Origin of the sequence: Microcoleus sp. B4-C2, assembly GCF_036705265.1 — a bacterium.
Lineage (GTDB): Bacteria > Cyanobacteriota > Cyanobacteriia > Cyanobacteriales > Microcoleaceae > Microcoleus.
The window spans coordinates 1-22,702 of the sequence record NZ_JAUBUB010000008.1; the positions used below are offsets into that span (position 1 = coordinate 1).

Consider the following 22,702-nt stretch of genomic DNA (forward strand, 5'->3'; position numbering starts at 1 on the left):
ATAAAAAGCCTTTGAAAAAAAGGAAAAAGAAGCCTGCGGTCTAACTGTACTCAGTTGACCGTCAGGTTTGTTCACTTGATTAGAGTCGATGCCTCAATTGCTTGAGGACACCTCTCCTTCAATTAGAGTCGATGCCTGTGTTACCACACGACACCTCTGGTTCAGAACGCGGACGTGCAGCTTTCACTGCATCCGGCTCCTAGTCTGACACCTAGTAAGTCGGGTTTAACCCGCTGTTCGGACTCTCACCTGACCATGAACGGTCTGATGCTGGTGACATTCACGATGTAGAACTTCCAAATTTATAGGTTTCCAATTGTTATGGTTGCCGTCGATATGGTGTAGTTCTGCAATATCACCTGACATGAACGATAGATTACATTCTGTACATTTGTGATTCTGTTTCTTGAGAAGTCGTGCCGTTATCCCATCGTAGTGAGCATTCTCTCGTTTTGACCAATAAACAAAATCGCCATCATAGGGTGATTTATCTCCCTTGACAATGACAAACTTGCAGGCTGACCAACTAACCGCAGGAAGTGCTCTTTTTATAACCTTATTGGTTTGATAACGGTTGTATCTTCCTTGTTTCCGAATGAATTTCCATAACCAATAGCGCAGTGACCACAGGTTGTGTTGACTCATATCGCAGAATCTATGGTAATTTCTCCACCCTCTTAGCACCGAACCACAGTTGTTGATTCGATGTTCGAGAGTGAAACGACTATCTTTTATCACTTTTTTAACTTTTGCCTTAATGCTAATTGTAGCTTTTTGACTTGGTGTTGAAATGAATTTACCATTGGGTTTAACTGAGAAGTTCCACCCAAGGAAGTCGCAACCATCTGTACTATGTACATTTGTGACAAGTTAAGAAAAAGTGCAAATTGTCAAGGGGGTAGACCAACAAAGGTAAAATAGGATGAAACCTTTACCGGGCAAGCAGTTGAGCGATAATTGAACCAGTTATGAGTCGCAAAAAACGAATCAACCGAGATCATGCAAAGAAAAAAATCGTCCCCAAGTAGAAAATGAAGTAATCGCGAATCACCTGGAAGATTTATTAATTCCGGCAATGGCGGCCCAAAAAAGTTTTTATCGGCAACTAAATCTAAGAGATAGAATTCTGACACTACCATTAATGATGGCAGCAATATTAAGTTTATTATGGCGACCCGTAGCAGGAGTAACAGAATTAACCAGATTATTAAATAGAGAGGAATTTTTATGGTGTGAGCCACAAAAGATTAGTCAACAAGCATTATCGCTCAGATTTTTAACTTTGACCGCATTTTTATTTGAAAAAGTATTTAAACAATTACTACCTCATTTTCGACAAAAATGGTTAACAAGAAAATCAAGACCATTACCAGATAGCGTACAATTTGCCTGAAAAAACTTTGAAAATATCTGGATAGCTGACGGCTCAACATTAGAAGCATTGTTTCGTAAACTCGAAATTTTATCAGATGTGCCAATTGGTCAATTAGCCGGAAAAATGGGAGTAATCATAGACCTAGTAACTCATCTTGCCGAAGAAATTTGGTTGGGGGAAAATCCGAAACAAGCAGATACTAATTGGGAGGAAGATTTACTAAAAACAGTTAAGCCTAAAACCTTACTATTATTGGATCTAGGCTTCTATCACTTCGCTTTTTGGTCAAAACTAATCGAGCAAGAAATTGGATTGCTCACTCGAATTAAGAAAGGTGCATCTTATTAAATCGAGCGGGTATTAACCAATACTTATGATGTCAAATACCAGATAATTAAAATAGGTGCAGGCACAAAACAGACACCAGATTTGACTATAATTTTAGTACAAATTAGCTCCAAGACTTCCTGGCGATTTTATCTAAAAACTGTCCGAAAACCCGAAGTATTGCCCCCTATGTAGTAGCAGATTTATATCAAAAACGCTGGCGAATAGAAAACGCATTTGGTACAGTAAATAGACTCCTAAATTTAAGTTATTTATGGACAGGTTTGTCCAACGGAATCTAGCTCTAAATTTGGACTACTTGGCTATTTTATGCGGTTTGGGTAGACTTAGGAGATGCCGTTGCGGATGAATTAGGAGTGCCAATGGAACGTGTTTCATTAGAAATGATTTATCGGGGAAGGTCTCATTTTTCTGTTGCCTATCAAAAAGGATTAGCTTCTGACCTAGTTAACTATTTGGCCTCCGATAAAAATCAAGATTTAGGGATTGTTAAGCTAGGCATGAAAACCTCATGTCAGGCTAATTATTTCTCCTTTCCCTGGAACTAAAAGAAGTCCCTAACAATTTTTTTTCAACAATAAAGGAACAAATGGAGTCATATTTTAATTGGGTCAACAGGTAAAATATGAGTAAGATTACTCATTGACAATAGTGCTTTTAGCTTAACTTGTGAGTAATGCTCAATTATCGATAAAAGAAACCTAGCTGACGCACCCTACTGAAGCCAATTAGTCCTAGGGTGCGTCAGAAGAGAGTCTCTTAATTATCGATAAAAGAAACCTAGCTGACGCACCTTACTAAGGAATGAGAATTAAATAACTTCCACTCTTGAAAGTTGGATGGGCGTCCCGCCCGTCCAAAAAGGACGGGCGGGACGCCCATCCCACAATAACAATTAAAATTGTAAGTTATTTAATTCGCGCTCCTAAGCCAATTAGTCCTAGGGTGCGTCAGAAGAGAGTCTCTTAATTATCGATAAAAGAAACCTAGCTGACGCACCCTACTGAAGCCAAAACCCCAATGATTCTAATGGGAATTTAACCTTGACAAACGCGCGGGCTTCAGGTTGAGAATTTCAACCTACTTGTTCGATATACTGAGCGAGATCGTCGCGCAAGCGGCTGAGTTCGGCTTCGGTGGTGACGCGCACGCGATCGTCCCGAACCGTAATCAGCACTTTCGCAGCAAAAGGAGTTGGCCAGATATTCGGGTTGCAGAAAACTTCCAAAAATACATCTCCTGCATACCGATATTCCATCGGTTTTTGGGGAGAAGCTTTAGCGCCAGCGGTTTTGGCTGCTACAGCTTTCAAGCTTTCCATCAAAGCTGCAATTTCGCTTTGCAAATCCCGCGCGGCTTGCGGGGAAAAGCTAAAGGAGACAGAACCTTCGACTAAATTCAGTGTCAGCGGAGAAAGAGACATGGGCAATGAAATTTAACATACTATTGTTAATGATAAAAAATATAGTAACCCAAAAGAAGTACATTCCAGCTCAATTGGACTGCGAAACTGGTATTAATTAAAATTTGTCTCAAGAAGCTAGGCTAAATTAATGAATATAAATTTAGTCGCAAGCTAGATTCAGCAATACTTTTAACCTTTTATGACTTGATAAGCTTTAAACTAGAAGCCAGAAAACTTGACGGCTGAGCGAGGATATTTTATGGTTGCCGATAACCGTTCCGAAGTCCGCAAGGTTTTAATAATTACTTTATTGCTCAATTTGCTGGTGATGGCAATAAAAGCAGCCGTGGGATGGCTGACTGGTTCCCTCAGTTTGCTGGCAGATGCTTTGCACAGCGTCACGGACAGCGCTAATAATATTTTAGGATTGGTAACTAATCATTATGCCAATCCGCAGCCCGATCGCGATCATCCCTACGGACACCAAAAATTTGATGCTCTCGGAGCTCTGGGAATAGCTGTTTTTCTGGGAATTGCCTGTTTTGAAATTCTCAGTGGTGCTGTCGAAAGGCTGATTAACGGGGGTAAAGTTGTCAAAATATCCCCAAATGAACTGTGGATTTTGCTGATTGTACTGGGGATTAATATTTTTGTCACTTTTTACGAGCGCAGAGTTGGCCAACGTCTCGGTAGCGCGATTTTAGTGGCTGACGCTCAGCACACGATGAGCGATGTTTGGGTGACAATTATGGTCATCGGCGGGTTGATTGGTGTTTGGCAAGGGCAGGTTTGGAATATACCTCAATTACAATCCCTGGATGTGTTTTTGTCTTTTCCTGTGGCTGTTTTGGTATTTAGAAGCGGTTGGAAGGTTTTAACTGAAAATCTGCCTTGGTTGGTGGATGAAATGGCGATCGCACCGGAAGTTATTCACGCGATCGCGATCGATGTGCCGGGAGTTGTCAACTGTCACTCGATCGCCTCCCGTGGGGTTGTAGGGCGTCAAGTATTTATTGAGATGCACATGATTGTGGATGCTGTCGATGTAGAAACAGCTCACCGGATTACAGAAGAAGTAGAAGCCCGTTTGGAAGAACGTTTCAGCCCTGTACGCATCTTAATTCACGTTGAGCCGCCGGCTTACCATTCCGACCAAATTAGCTACGATTCTGAAAAATGAAGGCACAACCAGTGATTTTGACACGGATACACCGATTAATTGAAGAATCGGGAAAGTATTTTTACTTACCGCAATTCCTCCAATTTTTTAAATCCTATCAATCGGGTGAGAGCGATCGCACTTAATTTAGTTGCTGTTTTCCACAGGAAAAGGGGGGTTTTCCACAGAAATCGGCAAGTTTTCCACAATAGTTTTGATAATTATCGAGCAAAAGACTATTGGTACAAGTGGCCAGTTTTTTGGATTTCTACGGCCATTTTCTGTCGCAAGTCCCAAGGTAGCAGAATTTCGACTTCTGAACCTAAAGCGCGCAACCACCTCAGCGGGTAGTAGTCTGTCTCTCGGTAAGTGACTTGGTAGTAAGCATCGTCGGTTGGGCGAGACTGGAGGATTTGTAAAAGTGCCGATCGGTGTTCTGGGTTGGGAGTGTATTGTTTGATTAATGTGGCGGCGCGATCGATATCTATGGCGTTACAGGTATGGTGAATGCTGATTCCCTGCATATAACTTTGATGAAAAGTAAACGCTTGTATTTATTTTAATGATGTTATTTTATTAGCGATCGGCTTTAAATTTCTAAGATAGTCCGTTGCAGCCAAGTCATAATAGATTGGATGAGGTGGAGGTTTTGGAGAGAGAAAGTAGGAATGGTGGAATGGGGTGAGTCGGCGATCGGGCAGATTGTAGTGTCGAAGCGCGTGAGGGCATCCAGAAAAGTTTGGGTAAAACTTTGAAGTATCGCATCTTTGTAGAAAATGAGAACGGGGTGTTTATCCCAGTCTAGGAGTTGACAGTAGATTTTGAGTTCCGTGAGGGTGCGGGGCGTGCCTTCTGTGGATGGGCAGTGGTGTTTTTTGATTAGTTGCAGGTAGATATTGGCGACGGGGCGATGCATAAGGCTGGCTACGCCTACGGGGCGATCGAATTTGCTGCGATGCAGAAGATTTGCATATTTTGGCGGAGGTTGGTTTCGGTGAGTTGGGGAAAGCAGGAGTTGGGCGAGGTTAACGGTTGGATGTCGCTATGCTATAACTATAAAGCTAGCTTCAACTTAACTCTCTATGGCTGACACTTACTCCTTTATTACAGATTTAATCTCTGATGTGAAAAGGGGAAGGATTAGAATTCCGTCTTTTCAACGTGGTTTTGTTTGGGATCGCGATCGAGTTGCCTACTTTATAGACAGTATTTATCAAGGTTTCCCCTTTGGTTCTGTATTAATTTGGAGAACGAGAAATTGTTTGCGAACTGAAAGGAATCTGGGGCCTTATAAACTTCCTGATAATGAAGCAGAATATCCAATAGATTATGTGCTTGATGGGCAACAGAGAATAACTTCAATTTTTGGCATATTTCAAAATTCTCTTACTGCTGAAGATGGCGAAACTACTGAGTGGACCGATCTTTTTTTTGAAATAAATAGCGAAGAATCTATTCCCTTTAAATATTTGGAAGATGTTACAAATTATGATCCCACAAGATTTTTCCCACTGAAGTATGTTTTCGACGCTCGTAACTATAGGAAAGTCACTAGAGATTTAGATGATAGTCTAGCAGAACAGATAGACGAGCTAATCGAAAGATTTACCAAAGCCCGAATTCCTGTAGAACGCTTTGAAAGTGAAGAACCGAAATATGTTGCAACCGTTTTTGAGAGAATTAATAGGCAAGGGGTCGAATTAGATACTTTTCAGCTTTTATCTGTCTGGAACTGGAGTGAAGATTTTGACTTACAAGAAAAGTTTAAAGAAGTTGCTGAAGAACTTGAACCATTCGGTTTCAAAGAGGTAGGATCAGATTTACTTCTCAAATGCTGCTCTGCAGTAGTAAGGAATCGTGTAGATCCAGAAGATTTTATGAAACTTCCTGGTAGTGCAGTACGAAACAAATTTCCGGAAATTCACACAGGCATATTTAGGGCTATTGACTTTTTAAAGGATGAGCTAAATGTTTTCTCTCTTAAGCTGTTACCAATGGAAAATATATTAGCCGTTTTAGCCTCGTTTTTCGCTTCGTCAAAAACACAACCGCCTCCTGTAGCTCAAGAGCAATACGAAGTTATAAAGCAATGGTTTTGGCGTGCGTGTTTTTCTCAAAGATATGCAAGGGGAGGAGCTAAGAGTACCGATGTAGATTTAGCAGAAGTACAAAATCTTAAGGCAAGCAAACCTCATAAACTTGGAGAATTTGACGTATCCTTAGATACTAGCTTCTTTCTCAAAAACTCCTTCCGAATGGGTTCAGTTGCAACAAATACATTTATTCTCCTTTTAGCACAAGGAAAACCATTAAACTTTATTCAAGGTACGAAGATATCGTTGCAAAATGTTTTATCCCAAGGTAATCGAAAGGAATTTCATCATATTTTTCCAAAAGCTTACTTAGGAACCCTGCCAAAGTATAAAGAGGATCAAATAAATTGTTTGGTCAATTTTTCATTACTTGCTAGAACTGATAACAATAAAATAAAAAATAAACAACCTAGCAAATACCGTACTGAAATGCCTGCTAACGCTCAAACTTTCGAGGAAATAATAGCAACACATTTATGCCCTGCCAATGCGTTCACAGATGACAATTATGATGATTTTTTAGTTGCAAGAGCGGAATTGCTACTTCAAAAAGCAAAAGAGCTATCCGGACTTGTTTAGTTTATAAAGTTCTTGTAGTCTAGCTGTCTGCTGATAAATTTTTTATTTTTTAGTATAGTGAGAACGTGAGTTGCGAGTCTATAATAATGGCATGGATATTCAGTTTATCGGCAGAATGTGGCTCAGATGAAAGCAATGTCAATAAATTTTCTCAACATTTTGAGGGAATTGAATGGCTACTCTCAAATGGTCGCCAATGTCTATGTCGCACAGACACTTTTCAATATATCGACCAAAACTGGTGGTGTCGGGTTTATCCCAATAATATTAGTGAACTGGGAATAGATAGCCCTGAAAGTGCTTATGTAATGACAGAGTTAGGTATTTTCCTCTATCACACTCTACGGTTTGCTCCTTCATTTCGCTATGCTTTAGTTGGTGTTGAACTTGATAAATTTAGAACATATAGCGAATTGATTGAGGATTTGTCTAACTTATCTCTTCCCGGATTAGTTTTAGCAAAAGAACTTATACCAGGGGCGAGAAACATTGCCAGTTTTCCGACGAGTTGATGTTAGATGGTGAGGCACATAGTCAGATTATGTCCAGTTAATCACGGATAATAAAATTATTTGTCGTCAGCCCGGGGCGGACTTTTGAGGACTGAAGTCCTCACTACAAACTTAAGGACGCTTGGGCTAAGAAACCAGGTTTCTACGAGAAATCTTGTTTGCAGCAAAGTATCTAGCCAGAAAACGGGTTCTTCATCCAAGAGTGCGTAAGTCCCGCAGACGGACAAAAGTCAACGCAACTATCTTTCATGTCCGATCGACAAATAGTTAAGTTTAACCTAGTCCGCCCACTCGATCGCTAACTACAAATCACTCCCACTCGATCGTTCTCGGCGGCTTAGAAGTAATATCGTAAACCACCCGATTCACCCCCTTAAACTCATTCACAATCCGATTCGATATCAGTTCCAACAAATCGTAAGGAACCCGCGCCCAATCAGCTTTTTCTCTGAGCTACTGAATACCCTGTCCCACAAATGGAATATCCTGGATGATTACAAATACCGATCGCAACTTGGACAACGGTACAACATTGGTGGGAGTTGTGCGGACAAGCTTTACTTTCTAAAATGTTAAAAATTGTGCATTTCGGACATTTTTAAATATAAGTTGGTAGCACAATTATCTATCTCTCCCCCTGGGCAGATTAATACCTTTATAACCGGGTTATTTACCCTTATTAAAGGCTAATTATGCAGTTTGTTTGTCCATCAAACCCGGTTTCTGGCAACCCGTGCTTCCAGGAGTATATCTTCCTTTACAAAGGTGACTTGATTCCGATTTGTGGTATATTTTCTGGGCGAGGGGATTTTTTAGGACAATGTTCGATATGAAACGTTTAAAATTAAAATCAATGCTGGCGGCGGCGATCGCGATCGCCTTTTGTTTAATCGCGATCGCCAGCTACGCCCAAGCCAACAAGACTTTAACACTGGCGACTTCCCCAGACTACCCGCCCTATGAATTTAAAGATACTGCTGTTAGCGGCAACGAAATCATCGGTTTTGACATCGATATTGCCAAATATATTACTAAAAAATTAGGCTACGAACTGAAAGTAGTTGGCATGGATTTTAACGGCTTAATTCCCGCTTTGCAGGCGGGAAGAGCCGATTTTGTGATGGCTGGAATGACTCCCACAGCAGAAAGGAAAAAAAATGTTGATTTTTCTGACCTTTACTACGAAGCTCAAAATACAATTGTCGCCAATAAAGGCAGCAATTTGACCAAAGCTGAAGATTTAGCCGAGAAAAAAGTAGGCGTTCAACTCGGAAGCATTCAGCAGGAAGCTGTGAAAAAAATGCCCGGTGTGCAACTGGCTGCTCTCAATAGGATTCCTGACATTATTCAAGAAATTAAATCGAACCGCATCGCCGCAGGAGTGATCGAGGATACTGTTGCTACGGGTTATGCAGCAGCGAACCCGGACTTGGAATTTAACACAATTCCGAATACTGAAGAAAGCGGTTCGGCGATCGCCTTTCCGAAAGGTTCGAGATTAGTTCCAGAATTCAACCGAGTCCTCCAACAAATGAAAGCCAGCGGTCAAATTAAGGAACTAGCTACTAAGTGGTTTTCTCGACCGATTCCGCAAGAACCTGCTCAAGCAAATCAGCCTGCGGTAGCGTCCAAGTTCGGGTTAGATTTTGGCAAAATCTTGCCGAGTTTGCCTTATATTTTGTCCGGGATTTGGGTAACGCTAACTTTTACCTTGCTGTCGGCATTTCTAGGATTTATCTGGGGAATCGTGCTGTCTCTGTTTAAGATTTCTAGCATTAAACCGCTGGCTTGGTTCGGTACTGCTTATACTTCTATTTTTCGAGGAACGCCGCTAATTTTGCAGTTGACTTTAGTTTATTTTGCAACGCCGCAGCTTACGGGCTATAATATATCGGCGCTGCAAGCTGGCGTAATTACTTTTTTCCTGAATTCTGGGGCTTATATTTCCGAAACAATCCGCGCGGGAATTCAAGCCGTAGATAAAGGTCAAAAAGAAGCCGCAGAATCCCTTGGCGTTCCCTACAAACTGATGATGAGCGATATTATCTTGCCGCAAGCGTTGAAAAATATTTTGCCTGCATTGGTGAATGAAAGTATTGCTTTGCTGAAGGATTCAGCTTTAGTTTCAGTAATTGGCGTAGAAGATTTGCTGCGCCGCGCTACAATTGTGGGAGCCGAAAAGTATATTTACTTTGAACCTTTGATATTTGTCGGCGCAATTTATTATTTGATGGTGCTTAGTTTAACTTGGGGGGCCAATGTACTCGAACGTAGACTCCAAAGTAGCAGTTAAGGTCGATCGCCTGTATAAATCTTTTGGCAATCTGAAGGTTTTGCGCGATATAACTACTGAGATTCATAAAGGAGAAGTGATTGCCATTATCGGCCCTTCGGGGTGCGGCAAGTCTACTTTTTTGCGGTGTTTGAATTTACTGGAAATTCCGACTTCGGGACACATATACATTGACGGGGTGGATATTACTTTACCGAAGGCAGATATTCTGAAAATCCGCCAGAAAGTGGGGATGGTTTTTCAGCATTTCCACTTGTTCCCGCACATGACTGTGCTGCAAAATGTGATGTATGCCCCTGTAAAGGTGAAGCAGGTGGCTAAGGATGAGGCGCGTCTGAAGGGGTTAGAATTGTTGGAAAAAGTGGGTTTGTCAGATAAGGCCGAGGTTTATCCTTCTAAGCTTTCGGGGGGACAAAAACAGCGGGTGGCGATCGCCCGCTGTTTGGCTATGGAACCGGAAATTTTGTTGATGGACGAACCGACTTCTGCACTCGATCCAGAAATGGTTAAAGAAGTGTTAGATGTGATGAAAGCTTTGACAAAAACGGGCATTACAATGGCGATTGTAACTCACGAGATGGGTTTTGCGCGGGAAGTCGCCCACCGGATTTTGTTTTTGGATGGCGGAAAGGTGGCGGAAGATGTGCCGCCGCAGGAGTTTTTTAGTAACCCGAAGTGCGATCGGGCCAAGCAATTTCTGGAAAAAATGCTTTAATCTGATATCGCAGCCGCAATTAAACAGGTTTGTAGTTCGATCGCACATAATCTCACATTCTCAGCCCCGCACCCTACAATCACGAGAATATTTAGTTTTAAATTCACCTTTTTTTACTGTTTTTTACTGTGCCGATCGCGCTGGCGATCGAGTTTAGCTAAAAATGCGCCGGAAACATCCGCCAGAATGCTAATTATCCGATACAAAGCCACGGCACCCAGAATTATACCCGTAGAAAAGCGATCGGACAGCAGGGCGATCGCCGTTGCTTCAAATACTCCCATTCCCCCCGGTGCACCAGGTACGACTAAACCGACAACGAACGCAAAACAAAAAGCACCAAACAAGTTGGGAATATTGCTAAATTCCACCGGAGTTAAAGCCATTACAGTTAGCAAAAATCCGCAGCCCCGCAATCCGATAAAACACATTTGTCCGATTAACGGCACTAAAGGATAGCGTTTAATTGGCAAATTAATTTGGCGACGGGACTTGACATTGGATGTTTTTTTAGCTAGATTGGAGCTAGACTCTACACGAAAATTCAGTCCCTCGCCCGCAGCCTCCTCAGCCTTTGAATTTTCCCCATTATTCTTTGATAACTTCAACCGCTCTACAAATAGAACGATCGGATTTAAAATTCGGGGATGAATCGCCGTCAATATAGCAGCACAACCGACAATCCGCAAAAACCAATTGAATTTGTCAAAACAAATCAACCCAATCAAAACGCCCGCAGAAGCCATCAGCAGCGGTTCCAGCAACACGCTGAGAGTAGCAGCTTTCGGGAAAATGCCTGCCTTTTTTGCCTCCAATATTCGACCCCAAAAATGCCAAATATTCCCCGGCAAATACTTGGCAATATTAGTTTTGAGAAAAACTTGAATCGCCCATGCAGCAGTTACAGGTTGACGGAATTCGCGCAAAATCAACATCCACACCCAGCCGACGAAAATTAGAGAAAATAAAGTGACGCCAAGGGCGATCGCCAGCAACGGAAAACTTTCGGCTCGAATTTGGATATTCGCGACTTCTCGCCAGTGAGTTAAAAAAGCTTTGGCAATAAATAAAAACGTCCCGCCCAAAATCAAATAGCGCAAATAAGGCTTTAAATGCGACTTCGCGATGTTGAAAAAATTCTGAATTCGATGCAAGTGTTGTTTTCCCATTTTCTGATCCCGATTTTGAATTTGGGATTAAGTTATACTGTTTTAGATTTTATATTTTAGAGCGGCTAAGGCCGAATTGTGGTTGATTTACACGGCATGATATGACGGAATAAATCTGTTTAACCTGAGATGTTGCACCCTTGTCAAGAACGGGATCTCCGGCCCGTTCCACAATAACTCAACATTGTTGTGGAACAGGCCGAAAAGCCTGTTCCTAAACGGGATCTCCGGCCCGTTCCACAATAACTCAACATTTTTGTGGAACAGGCCGAAAAGCCTGTTCCTAAACAAGTAATTGAGAAGGGTGGAACATCTTAGTTTAACCTAACCTATGCACACCTCTACAGACTGTGCGTAATGCCCGCCTTACAGAGTATTTAGGGCACTTTTAACCACAAACTTAAATTTAAAATCTAAAATTTAGATCGATATACCTCGCTAGGAGTACATTTCTATGCCCGGCCCGAGCCCTGACGGTTTTTCCTATCTTTTAGATGATAGCCCCAATAGTTTCGCCTTGACTCCGGGCTTTTTGACTCCTTATCCTAACGGACTTTTTGCCCTCGGCGGCAACGATTTTATTGTCGGTTCGTCGGATGCCGAAATAATTAGCGGTGATAATGGTAACGATCGCATTCTCGGCGGTGGCAATTCCGATACCCTCTTCGGGGGTGCGGGCAACGATTTGCTTAACGGTGGTGCCGGCGCAGACTTCCTGTTTGGCGATGCTGGCAGCGATACCTTGCAGGGAGGTAAGGGAGATGACGTGCTCAACGGCGGCGACGGCAGCGACGTTTTAGTGGGCGATGCGGGTAAAGATACGCTGACAGGGGGTTTGGGCCCAGATACCTTTGTCCTCCGCAGCGACTCCGCAGTCTCCGATCCGGCTGCTGCAGACGTGATTACTGACTTTAACAGTTTTGTGGATTCGATCGGACTGACTGACAATCTTACCGAAGCTGACTTGATTCTCGAAGAAATATCGATCGCCCCCGGTATTTCCAATACATTAATTAAAATTCGCCAATCCAATGCTATTTTAGGCTTGGTAGCCAACGCATCTCCACAAGACCTCGCCAATACATTCATCTCTGCAACTACCGTATTGGGCAACCAACTGGATCAAGCTCGCGATTTAGGCGTTTTGGGCGGCACTCAAACGATCGCAGACTCGCTTAGCAATGCCCGGCCAGACGGCCTTTACCGCTTTACTTTGCCTGCAAATAGCGACTTTAAATTAACTGTCAGCGGTTTGACTGCGGATGTTGATGTTGCTCTAATTAAAGATATTAACGGCGACAATTATATTGACTTCACCGATATTATTGCTTCTTCTCAACAACCGAATTTATCGCCGGAAGCGATCGACATCAACGGTTTAGCCGCAGGAACTTACTTTGTCCGAGTTTATCAATACCAAGGCAGTACAAATTTCTCCCTCAATCTGTCTGCAACCCCCGCAACTGTTTCTCCTAACAATCCGAGCAACTTGCCGGGTTTTGACTCTCGTTTTGGGTTCGGTTTGGTGAATGCAGCGGCGGCAGTTGCCAAAGCTCAAGGTACTGCAACTTTTCCTGATGTTCCCGACTTGGGCGGCGACGAGTGGGGCAGAGATTTAATTAAAGCTCCAGAGGTTTGGGCCCAGGGCTTGACTGGAGACGGAATTGTGGTGGCAGTTATCGACAGCGGAGTTGACTACAATCACCCGGATTTGACGGGGAATATTTGGAGCAATGTCGGGGAAACTGGTGTTGATGCGATCGGTCGCAATAAAGCTAGCAACGGGGTTGATGATGATGGCAATGGCTTTGTTGACGATTTCCGAGGATGGGATTTTGTCAATAACGATAATGACCCTATGGATGATAACAATCACGGCACTCATATATCGGGTTTAGTTGCTGCGAAAAAAGATGGGGTTGGGATTACTGGAACGGCTCCGACTGCGAAGATTATGCCTTTGAAAATACTTAATGGAGCAGGGGTGGGTAAAATTCGGGATGAAATTAATGCGATTAATTATGCGGTGGCAAATGGAGCGAAGATCATAAATGTGAGTTTGGGCGGCCTACAGTTGAATGCTCAAGAATTGGATGCGATTCGAGCGGCAGAAGCTCAAGGCGCGATCGTGATTTCGGCTGCGGGAAATGATGCTCGTCCACAAGTAGATTATCCGGCTCGGTTTGCCAATGAGGTAGGAATTGCTGTCGGTGGTGTTACCCGAAATGGCTTGTTTGGGGAGTATTCTAACCGGGCGGGTTCGCAGGCAATTAATTATTTTGTTGCTCCGGGTGGCGACGGTGGTAGGGCGGATTCTGGTGATGTTTATTCAACTGTGGCGCTTTCTCAACCGGGGATTCCCTATCGATATTTTTCCGGTACTTCAATGGGAGTGCCACAAGTATCCGGCGTGGTAGCTTTGATGTTGCAAGCTAATCCGAATCTGACTCCTGCTGATATTAAGAGGATTCTTGCGGAAACTGCGAATCGAGCTGTTTGAATTAATTGATAATTGGTAATTGGTAATTGGGAATCGGTAATGGGATTGACATACTTTTACCAGATTTCGTAGGGGCGGGTTTCACCAACAATATCAAATTTCTACTAACAATTTACATAAACCCGCCCCCACACAACTAACAATCTACATCCACATTGATTTGTATTGAATGCGAAAAATGTACCAGGGGTTTACCGTGGGATAGGGGCGGGTTTTATAGATTGTTAATCAACCTAAATATTGTTAGTGAAACCCCCCCCTACAAGCCAAATTAAAAATTGGCCGCGTAAGTTAAGTCAAATTGGCGACACAGGGTGATGCAGCAGTAGCTTGGTCGATCGAATACTAACTCGTAATTCATCTGGCCGTCTATTTTGGTGATCGGCTGCTTTAAGGGGATGCCCTGAATGTCGTATTGACGGCGTTCTAAGGCACTCCAGTCGATAATTTTGAAGTCGATTTGGTTCTGTAACTCACTTGCGATCAGATATAGGTGCATCTTGTCTTGAACTTTCCCAGTCAGGGGAACTTTTATTAACACTGACTGGGTGACGAGGGGTTTTTGGTCGTTGGGATGCTTCTGGGTGTGGCAGCTTTTGAATTCTATATCGTAAGGTTCTACCTTGAATTTCTCTCCACTGGCGATCGCAGATGAGTGCAAATCTTTCAGGCACTTTTCTAGGTGAGGAATCAGCCCTAAGTCTGGATCGCACAGCAGTTTACGAATGTTGGAGGTTTCAGTGACTGTCATTGGAGATTTTTGATGTTATTTTTTTATTCTTAACTTTTAGCTTACCACTAAAAGCAAACCTATCGAACTCTCCTTGCGACATACTTTCAAAAATGCCGTTTATGGCCAGTATGTCGCAGTGAATAAGACATTTTTGGGCCACAAACCCGTGTTTTTTGCCTTAATGTTTGAGATTATTTCTTGGTAATTTTCCACAGATTAAGCTGGACATTAGTGTCAGCCGGATCTATTTGATAGTTTTGTTGCTGAATTGCCGATCGCAAAGTAGAGGACGGTCTGTATAAAAACAACTCACTGAAACCGCCGGGAATTTGCGGGGGTTGGGGTTTTTTCTTTGCCAATTCTCGATTTTTGTAGCAAGAAGTGTAACAGCGGGGTTCTATTAGCAGTTTTACTTTGGGTTCTAGGTAATAACTTAAAGGCATGATATATGCAATATTGGCATCGCTGATAAATAGGGGATTGCTGGCTTGATTGACAGTTGCGGCTACTTCCAAGGCACGCAACCAACCGCTGCCTTTATTCCACCAAATATCTGCTTGAGAACTAACTCCACCGGATATAATACCTGCGAAAAAAACTCCCACTATAACTATTTTCCACAGTTTTTGCTGTTTTAATTTCTCCAAATTGCTACTGATTTTCGCAGACAGCAGGTAAGCCACTGCTATCTGAATTCCCACATAACAAGGAACTAAATATCGCGGATTTGCCGATCGCCTTCCACCCTTGATTATATCAGGCACTGCTAAAAACAAAGCAGTTGTTGCAATTAATAACAATACAATCAACCACACTCGCTTTGGTGTTTGTCGGCATAGATAATAAAGGGCATAGCCGACTAAAGCTAGAATCATGATACCAACTGGAATTAGCAAGGCAAGTTGTGTGGCGTTGGCAGTTCCATCAATGCCAATATCAAAAAATGCTATGGTGATGGAACCAACCCATCTGCTGACTAATCTTAAGAAATTTGTTTGTTCTGCCCATATTGTTGTGCTTCTAACTTGATTGAAATTTTCTACAGTATTTACCAGGGAAGGCATGAAGCATATCAAAGCGATTAAAGATGCTACATAATAGGAAATAAATGTTTTCACATCGCGCCAGTTGGCAATAACTGCGACGTAGATTGCGTGGGCTGCAGCGACGCAGACAAATAACAAGTGGGTGTACAATCCCAGTGTTGCTGTGGCTGCATAAAGCGCCCAGGAAAGAACAAGGGCGACAGGATTTTGATTTTCGTCAGGGCGTGTTGCTCGCAGCAAGGCGGCAGTGGATAAAATAGTAGTTACTGTCCACAAACTGTACTGTCTTGCTTCTTGGGCAAATAGGATGTGGTAGGGAGAAATTGCGAAAATTGCGATCGCCATCCACGCTACGGCTGAAGATTCAAATAACTCCCAAGCCAGCCAATAAATTGCGGGAAATACTAGCAGGCTAATCACGGCGGCCAAACTTCTCATTGCTGCAACGGAACTGCCGAACCATTGCGCCCAATATCGCGCTAGTACATAATACAGCGGCGGGTGGTGGGGGTCTTCTGTTGCTAAAGAATTCAGGGTATCCCTTAAAGTTTTTTCGGAATTTATCTGCTGATATTTTTGTAAATCCGCAGGCGAGGTTATTTTCTGGTAGGAAATTTCTTTGATTATTTCGGCTTCGGTATAGCCCGAAACTCTCAAAGAAGTATATGTTTCGTCGATCCAGTAAAATTTGCGATCGAGATTGGCGAACCGAAATAAAATACCTATGACTAATACGGCTATAATTAAAAATTGCAGCCAATTTCGGGGAACATTAAAACGCATTTTTCCAACCCTACTTCATTTTTTTAGCAATTTTCTCAAAATTATATGTTGATTTTGTAGAGTGTAAAGAGTTGGTATTTCATAACGAGTATTTTTTTCTATTTCTGTTTTGAATTCTCTGGAAATACCATACAAAAAAATCTCGTTAAAATTTGGTGGGATTTTCACAATTTTAGGTGGCAATACTAAAAACTTAGCAGGGGAATTGATTAAGTAACTCAAACTGAGTAAGTTGCCGATCGTATCTACACTATACACCCACAAGTCTGTTATGAGTAATGGCCGAGAAGCTGAGTTTACCGTGCGGGCGATCGGGATGTTAATATAAGAGCGGTCTTTATTCCACCAAGAGTCTGCTGGCAAATAGATGCAGCAGGATATAATTCCAATAGAGAGCAAAGCAGCCAGAGCCAGTCTCCACAGCTTTAGCAACTGCATTGTAACTTGAGGAGATGTCATTTTTACCGCCAAAAAATAGGAAACAGCTATCTGCATTCCTAAATAACAGGGAATCATGTAGCGGGTGTTGATCGATCGCATTCCGCCCCAGATTAAATCCGCTGGCAGGAAAATGGCTAATGTCACGCACGTTAATGTCATAACAAACAACCAAACACGTCTTTCTGTCTGACTCAGCAGCAAATAAAAAGAATATCCGACAATTATTAAAATCATTAAAATAACTGGGATAGTTAATAGGAAATATAATCGTGGCAAATCAGAGTATAATCCTACATCAAAAAATTGCCTAATAATGTTTAAAACGAAATTTAAAACTAATTTTGAAATTGGAATTCTTAAGGACTGCCATGCTATTTTGTCACTGACATTTTGCGAATTTATTAAATAAACTACAGTCCAAGGAAATAAGGCAATAAATCCTGCGATTGCTGCTATAAAATACCCAATTACCGTCTTGTTAAACCGCATATTTTCCGAGAGGGCTACATAAATTCCATGCCCTAGCACCACCAGTGCAAATAATAGGTGAGAATAAAATCCCAGTGCTACTGTTACCGCATAAATTGCCCAACTGCTGTTAGTTTTTAGCCGCATTGCCCGCAGCAAAGCAGCGCTAGACAGCAAAATTATTAATACAAACAAGCTGTAAGGTCGAGCTTCTTGAGCGTAAACTATTTGAAAAGGCGATACAGCTAGTAATGAAACTGCCAACCAAGCTGTCAGCGAGGAATCAAATAATTCTAAGCACAGCCAATACATACAAGGCAATGCGAGCAAACTAAAAACAGCCGACATACTTCTAGTTACAGCCACTGAATCGCCGAACAGTTGCACCCAAAATCTCGTCGCTACAAAATACAGCGGAGCGAGTTGGGGTTCTTCTAAAGCTAATCCTTTTACGGTATCTACGACGGTTTTTTCTGAATTTATCCGTTGATATTTTTGTAAAAATTTAATGTCCCGACTTTCACCGTCAACTACTTGCTGAATAAACTCAGCTTCTGTATATCCAGATAACCGCAGGGATGTGTAACTTTCATCTATCCAGTAAACTTTCTTTCCTAGGTTGGCGAAGCGAAAGAATATGCCGAGGACTAATACAACTATAATTAAAAATCGCAGCCACTTGTCAAGTGAAGGGTTGTGAGAATTTAGTCGATCGCGATCTTTGGTAGATTCCATTTTATAACTAGCTAATCTCCCACAATTTTTTACTGTTACCCCACCTGTAAGGTGCGCTGGGCGCACCCTACCAACTTAACAGCCAGAGAGAGGACTGAAGTCCTCTCTACAAACAAAGGAATGATTAATCATCCACTCCTTCAATCGGCGCAAAACCTTGGCGCTGAATATTTTCGGTTATGGTGCGGGGTTCGAGGAATTGCAGCAAATAATCCGGGCCACCCGCTTTAGAACCAACTCCCGAAAGTTTGAAGCCTCCGAAAGGTTGCCGCGATACCACAGCGCCGGTAATTCCGCGATTGATGTACAGGTTTCCGACTTCAAAATCGGATGCGGCTCGATCGATATGCGAAGGCGTGCGAGAATACAATCCGCCGGTTAAAGCAAAATTCGTGCCGTTAGCAATCGCAATCGCTTCGCTGAAATTACGAGCCCGAATCACCGACAAAACCGGGCCGAAAATTTCTTCTTGGGCGAGAGTTGCTGTGGGCGATACTTCGGTAACAATGACTGGGCCGACAAAATAACCGGTTTCTGGTGCCGGCATTTCTAAAGCTATTTTAGCTTCGGCGCGACCTTTTTCGATGTATTCGCGGATGCGCGAATGGGCATTTGCATCGATCACAGGGCCGACTTGAGTGCCGGGATTTTCTGCGGGGCCGACATTGAGCGATCGCGTCGCTTCTACCAATCTTGCCACAAAATTATCGTACACTGATTCGACCACAATTACTCGCGAACAAGCGGAACATTTTTGGCCGCTGTATCCAAATGCCGAATAAACTACGCCTGCAACTGCTTGGTCTAAATCCGCACTTTCATCGACAATAATTGCATTCTTGCCGCCCATTTCAGCAATTACTCGTTTCAGGTGTTTTTGTCCAGGCTGCAAAATCGCAGCATCGGCATAAATCTGACAGCCCACTTCCTGAGAACCCGTGAAAGTAATCATGTGAACGTCGGGATGTTTCACCATGTAAGCACCCACCGTTGAACCTTTGCAAGGCACGTATTGAAATACGCCTTTGGGGATGCCGGCTTCTAGCAATATTTCCGCTATTTTCGCTGCAATTACTGAGGAAACTTCCGCAGGTTTAAGCAAAGTACAATTACCAGCAACCAGGGATGCAACTGTCATGCCGACGGGAATTGCGAGGGGGAAATTCCAAGGTGAAATGATTAAAGAAATGCCGCGTGGCTGATAGCTGTAGCGGTTAGTTTCTCCGGGGATGTCGTAATTTTTCCCTTGTTCTAACCGTTCCATTTCGTCGGCATAGTAGCGGCAAAAATCAATAGCTTCGGAAACTTCGGCATCGCATTCTCTGACAGGTTTGCCGACTTCAAACACCATCCAAGCTGATAGTTCGTGCCGCCGCTGTTCCATCAATTCTGCGGCTTTGCGGAGGACGCCTGCCCGCTGGCGGACGGGGGTTTTTCGCCAACCGGTGAAGGCTGCTTTTGCTGCTTCAAGGGCTTGTTTGGCCTGTTCTTCGGAAAGCAATCCGATGGTGCCGACTACTTCTGTGGGATTGGAAGGGTTGAGAGAGTTAACTGTGGCTTCAGTATTTTGGTATTCGCCATTGATTAGGGGTAAATAGGTTTTACCTAAGTTGCCGCGCACTGATTTGATTGCTGTTTCTGCTTGTTGCCGCAATTTGGTATTGGCGTAGTCGGTATCGGCAACGTTGGGAAATACTTTGCTGTAAACTAGCTGGTCATTTCCGTTAGCAACTGGTGCGGCTAACAATTGTTCGATCGGCATTTCTTCGGAACTTTGCCGGATGAAAGAACTGTTGGCGGTATTTTCCAGCAAACGGCGGATCAAATAAGCCATTCCCGGCAGCAAATCGCCGTAGGGACAGTAGACTCGGACGCGATAACCCCGATCGACCAAAAGCTTAGCCAATTTGTCGCCCATGCCATACAGCACTTGCATTTCAAAGCGGCGGCGCGGTATATTGAGAGTTTCGGCAATGGCGATCGCCCTCGCTTGCGATCGGACATTATGACTGCCAATAGCTGCATACAAATATTCGTGATTTTCTAGCAGCAACTGCGTCATCTGCTCGAAATTGGCATCGGTAGCAACTTTGTCATTGTAGACAGGCTGCGGCCAATCTTTCTGCATCGCTTTGATAGTTTCCTGATCCCAGTAAGCGCCTTTTACCAGCCGCACTGTTACCGGATTTCCGCGTTTTTTTGCCCAGGAAATCAGGTTTCGCAAATCTTGAGCACTGTCGCGCAAATAAGCTTGCAATGTAATTCCAATATCCGTGCGACTGCGAAACTCTTCCTCTAACAATAAGTCTTTGAGAATGCTCAGAGTTAAAGTTTTGTAAGCATACTGTTCCATATCGAAATGAACCGCCGCGCCCAATTCCTTCGCGCGACGCAGTAAAATGCGAATTCTCTCGCTTACTTTCTCCTCACTACCTTTAGCATCCAAAGGGTCAAACTGAGAATAAAAAGCCGTTAACTTTACCGATACTTGCACTCGCGGCAAAGTTTCGCCGTCAGCTTTGTCAATTGCATCTACCTGCGGCCAATTCTTCGCTGCATTGGCGAGTTCCTCCATCAATTCCAAATAGCGGTTAAGATAAATTTCCGCCTCAGTTTCAGTGATGACAGCTTCCCCCAAAAGGTCAACTGTAAAACCCATTTTATCTTTGCGAAGCCGCTCTAAAGTTTTAACTACCTGCTTGATATTTTCCCCAGAAATATACTTGTGCGCCAAAGTTTCCACTGCAGGCGCAACCGTCGTCGCAGCCAATTGTCCAGGAATCGAATCAGCGTTAGTAAAATTGAGTAATTTTTTCAAAGCTTCGGGCAATTCTACCTCTTGGGCGGTCAGGTATTCTTGCAGGTGGCGGGCAATTTCCGGCTTGCTGCGGAGTGCCGGCAAACAGTCGATGAATCGAAACAATTGCACCCGCAGTCCGGGGTTAGCCATCGCCCAATCCATTAGTTTGTCGTCCCAGCGCATTTGGTCTTGCAGTTGACCGAAAAAAGAGCGCTTTTTGTCTTGAGTTGCCTTCAGGATTTCTTTGGCAATTTCCTGGGTTTTTGCTTCGTAGATGCTTGGAGATATTTGTGCAACCATTGGTAATTAGTAATGGGTAATTTGTAATTTGCAACCAGGGCGGGTTTATGTATTGTGTAACTACCCCCTGAGACAATTATACTTGCTATTTGACTTCAATCTTAACTTGGTAGTTTGCTTGGCGATCGCCTGAAATTTCAATAGTATAATCGCCGCTACTGGCTAGTTGACCTTGCCACTGACCTGTGCTATCAGTAGTACCTAAATTTTCACCGTTAGGAGCAATAATTGCGGCGCTAACTTGACCTTCTTGAACATTTATTGTCATGCTTTGGCCGCTATTGCACTCCAGTAAGTAGCGCCTGGATATGTTGGCTCGCAAACTATTGCTCAGAGTCGTTCCCGTAGCACCGGCTTGAAAGTAAACTCGCTCGGTTACAGGGGTTTCAACCGCAGCGGGAGTTGGAGTTGGAGAAGGCAACGGCAAAGGAGAAGGCAACGGCGAAGCAAGTTGCGGAACACCAGACAGAGAGGGGATTTGAGTGGGACGGGGCGACGGAGGGAATGTGGCGGGCCGTCCATTTCCAGGGGCTGGGGGAAGTCCGGGCCTGCGGTTGGCGGGCGCTGCTGCGACAGGCGGAGGGCTTTCGGGGAGGGGTACGTCAGCGGGTAGTTTGATTTGAAGGTTGGCTCTTTCCTGATACATTTTCCACGCTAGCAAACTGCCGAGACTAAGGACGGAACCGACTAAGATTCCGCTGAGAAAAACTGCTAAGATTTGCCACGAGCGAGCTGGTTTTGGTTCGGGGTTGGCAGTTGGAATTGTTGGAGGCGGATAACTTGTAATTTGAGTTGTTTCCGGCGTGCTATCGGCGACAACTGGAATTGTTTCGGCTGCGTCGATGGGCGCTGAAATATCTTCGGGCGTGGCAATTTCTGCGGGAGTTTCTGCTGATGCGGAAATTGAATCAGCCCTGGCAATTTCACTGCGATCGAACTCATCGCTGGTAGTGGAAATTATTTCCGGGTGCTGAGTCAAAATTTGTTTTTTTTCCTGTTCGTCGCTCATGGGGCTAAAATTATTTTACAAAGACCGCTTTTAGACATTTTACGTTACTGGTGCGATCGCCTGCACTGAAATTATCTAGCAGAATGAAGAAGGCACGACACGGATTTTGACACGGATACACGCATCTTGCCTGTTCATAAAAATGGTACTTGTGTGGAACAGGCATCTTGCCTGTTCATAAAAATGGTACTTGTGTGGAACAGGCATCTTGCCTGTTCATAAAAATGGTACTTGTGTGG

Annotated in this window: 19 protein-coding genes and 2 pseudogenes; 9 read left to right on the plus strand and 12 right to left on the minus strand. The window is 43.4% G+C overall.

The window, feature by feature from the left end:
* Window positions 1-225: 225 nt before the first annotated feature.
* A complete protein-coding gene (locus QUB20_RS28620) occupies window positions 226-792 on the minus strand; it encodes a group II intron maturase-specific domain-containing protein (RefSeq protein ID WP_445299377.1) in 567 nt (188 codons plus the stop codon).
* Between the two features lie 283 nt (window positions 793-1,075).
* Here QUB20_RS28620 and QUB20_RS04805 point away from each other — a divergent pair.
* Window positions 1,076-2,085: pseudogene (locus tag QUB20_RS04805) on the plus strand (transposase); the annotation flags it as partial.
* Window positions 2,086-2,271 carry a hypothetical protein gene (locus QUB20_RS28625; protein WP_445299378.1) on the plus strand — a complete coding sequence of 62 codons (186 nt, stop codon included), beginning with the start codon at window positions 2,086-2,088 and terminating at the stop codon, window positions 2,269-2,271.
* 527 nt (window positions 2,272-2,798) lie between these two features.
* On the opposite strand, the gene QUB20_RS04810 is transcribed toward QUB20_RS28625, so the two are convergent.
* On the minus strand, window positions 2,799-3,146 hold the full coding sequence (locus QUB20_RS04810; protein WP_015174783.1) for a hypothetical protein: 348 nt from the start codon (window positions 3,144-3,146) through the stop codon (window positions 2,799-2,801).
* 241 nt (window positions 3,147-3,387) lie between these two features.
* On the opposite strand from QUB20_RS04810, the gene QUB20_RS04815 reads away from it, so the two are divergent.
* A complete protein-coding gene (locus QUB20_RS04815; RefSeq protein ID WP_333243750.1) occupies window positions 3,388-4,308 on the plus strand; it encodes a cation diffusion facilitator family transporter in 921 nt (306 codons plus the stop codon).
* 215 nt (window positions 4,309-4,523) lie between these two features.
* On the opposite strand, the gene QUB20_RS04820 is transcribed toward QUB20_RS04815, so the two are convergent.
* A complete protein-coding gene (locus QUB20_RS04820) occupies window positions 4,524-4,841 on the minus strand; it encodes a TIGR03985 family CRISPR-associated protein (protein ID WP_333243756.1) in 318 nt (105 codons plus the stop codon).
* 35 nt (window positions 4,842-4,876) lie between these two features.
* Window positions 4,877-5,203 (minus strand): NACHT C-terminal alpha/beta 1 domain-containing protein, encoded by a 327-nt coding sequence (locus QUB20_RS04825; RefSeq protein ID WP_333243746.1) that lies wholly within the window; start codon window positions 5,201-5,203, stop codon window positions 4,877-4,879.
* On the opposite strand from QUB20_RS04825, the gene QUB20_RS04830 reads away from it, so the two are divergent.
* The 3 genes from QUB20_RS04830 to QUB20_RS04840 all read left to right on the plus strand — a co-directional run bounded on the left by QUB20_RS04830 (window position 5,198) and on the right by QUB20_RS04840 (window position 7,471).
* A complete protein-coding gene (locus QUB20_RS04830; protein ID WP_333243742.1) occupies window positions 5,198-5,377 on the plus strand; it encodes a hypothetical protein in 180 nt (59 codons plus the stop codon). The genes QUB20_RS04825 and QUB20_RS04830 overlap by 6 nt on opposite strands.
* Entirely contained in the window at window positions 5,370-6,959 is a 1,590-nt protein-coding gene (locus QUB20_RS04835) for a GmrSD restriction endonuclease domain-containing protein (RefSeq protein ID WP_333243740.1), read from the plus strand. The genes QUB20_RS04830 and QUB20_RS04835 overlap by 8 nt, the downstream gene beginning before the upstream one ends.
* 86 nt (window positions 6,960-7,045) lie before the next feature.
* A complete protein-coding gene (locus tag QUB20_RS04840) occupies window positions 7,046-7,471 on the plus strand; it encodes a hypothetical protein (RefSeq protein ID WP_333243737.1) in 426 nt (141 codons plus the stop codon).
* Between the two features lie 309 nt (window positions 7,472-7,780).
* On the opposite strand, the pseudogene QUB20_RS04845 reads toward QUB20_RS04840, so the two are convergent.
* A pseudogene (locus tag QUB20_RS04845) lies at window positions 7,781-7,912 on the minus strand (GMP synthase (glutamine-hydrolyzing)); the annotation flags it as partial.
* A 388-nt stretch (window positions 7,913-8,300) separates the two neighbouring features.
* Here QUB20_RS04845 and QUB20_RS04850 point away from each other — a divergent pair.
* The gene (locus QUB20_RS04850; protein ID WP_333243735.1) at window positions 8,301-9,764 is read left to right on the plus strand and encodes an ABC transporter substrate-binding protein/permease; all 1,464 of its coding nucleotides are present in this window, start codon (window positions 8,301-8,303) and stop codon (window positions 9,762-9,764) included.
* On the plus strand, window positions 9,730-10,479 hold the full coding sequence (locus QUB20_RS04855) for an amino acid ABC transporter ATP-binding protein (RefSeq protein ID WP_333243732.1): 750 nt from the start codon (window positions 9,730-9,732) through the stop codon (window positions 10,477-10,479). The genes QUB20_RS04850 and QUB20_RS04855 overlap by 35 nt, the downstream gene beginning before the upstream one ends.
* 113 nt (window positions 10,480-10,592) lie before the next feature.
* Here QUB20_RS04855 and QUB20_RS04860 read toward each other — a convergent pair whose 3' ends face one another.
* Window positions 10,593-11,648, minus strand: coding sequence for a UPF0104 family protein (locus QUB20_RS04860; protein ID WP_333243729.1), 1,056 nt, complete (start codon window positions 11,646-11,648; stop codon window positions 10,593-10,595).
* Window positions 11,649-12,102: 454 nt separating this feature from the next.
* Between QUB20_RS04860 and QUB20_RS04865 the strand changes: the two genes are divergently transcribed.
* A complete protein-coding gene (locus QUB20_RS04865) occupies window positions 12,103-14,148 on the plus strand; it encodes a S8 family serine peptidase (RefSeq protein WP_333243726.1) in 2,046 nt (681 codons plus the stop codon).
* A gap of 271 nt (window positions 14,149-14,419) precedes the next feature.
* Here QUB20_RS04865 and QUB20_RS04870 read toward each other — a convergent pair whose 3' ends face one another.
* The 6 genes from QUB20_RS04870 to QUB20_RS04895 all read right to left on the minus strand — a co-directional run bounded on the left by QUB20_RS04870 (window position 14,420) and on the right by QUB20_RS04895 (window position 22,629).
* Entirely contained in the window at window positions 14,420-14,899 is a 480-nt protein-coding gene (locus QUB20_RS04870) for a hypothetical protein (protein ID WP_333243723.1), read from the minus strand.
* Between the two features lie 173 nt (window positions 14,900-15,072).
* Window positions 15,073-16,710 (minus strand): glycosyltransferase family 39 protein, encoded by a 1,638-nt coding sequence (locus QUB20_RS04875; RefSeq protein WP_333243720.1) that lies wholly within the window; start codon window positions 16,708-16,710, stop codon window positions 15,073-15,075.
* A gap of 15 nt (window positions 16,711-16,725) precedes the next feature.
* The gene (locus QUB20_RS04880) at window positions 16,726-18,354 is read right to left on the minus strand and encodes a glycosyltransferase family 39 protein (protein WP_333243718.1); all 1,629 of its coding nucleotides are present in this window, start codon (window positions 18,352-18,354) and stop codon (window positions 16,726-16,728) included.
* 124 nt (window positions 18,355-18,478) lie between these two features.
* The gene (gene pruA, locus QUB20_RS04885) at window positions 18,479-21,454 is read right to left on the minus strand and encodes an L-glutamate gamma-semialdehyde dehydrogenase (protein ID WP_333243715.1); all 2,976 of its coding nucleotides are present in this window, start codon (window positions 21,452-21,454) and stop codon (window positions 18,479-18,481) included.
* An 85-nt stretch (window positions 21,455-21,539) separates the two neighbouring features.
* Window positions 21,540-22,463 (minus strand): hypothetical protein, encoded by a 924-nt coding sequence (locus tag QUB20_RS04890; protein ID WP_333243712.1) that lies wholly within the window; start codon window positions 22,461-22,463, stop codon window positions 21,540-21,542.
* A gap of 10 nt (window positions 22,464-22,473) precedes the next feature.
* Complete coding sequence (locus tag QUB20_RS04895; protein WP_333291203.1) at window positions 22,474-22,629, minus strand: hypothetical protein; 156 nt, start codon at window positions 22,627-22,629, stop codon at window positions 22,474-22,476.
* Window positions 22,630-22,702: the final 73 nt, after the last annotated feature.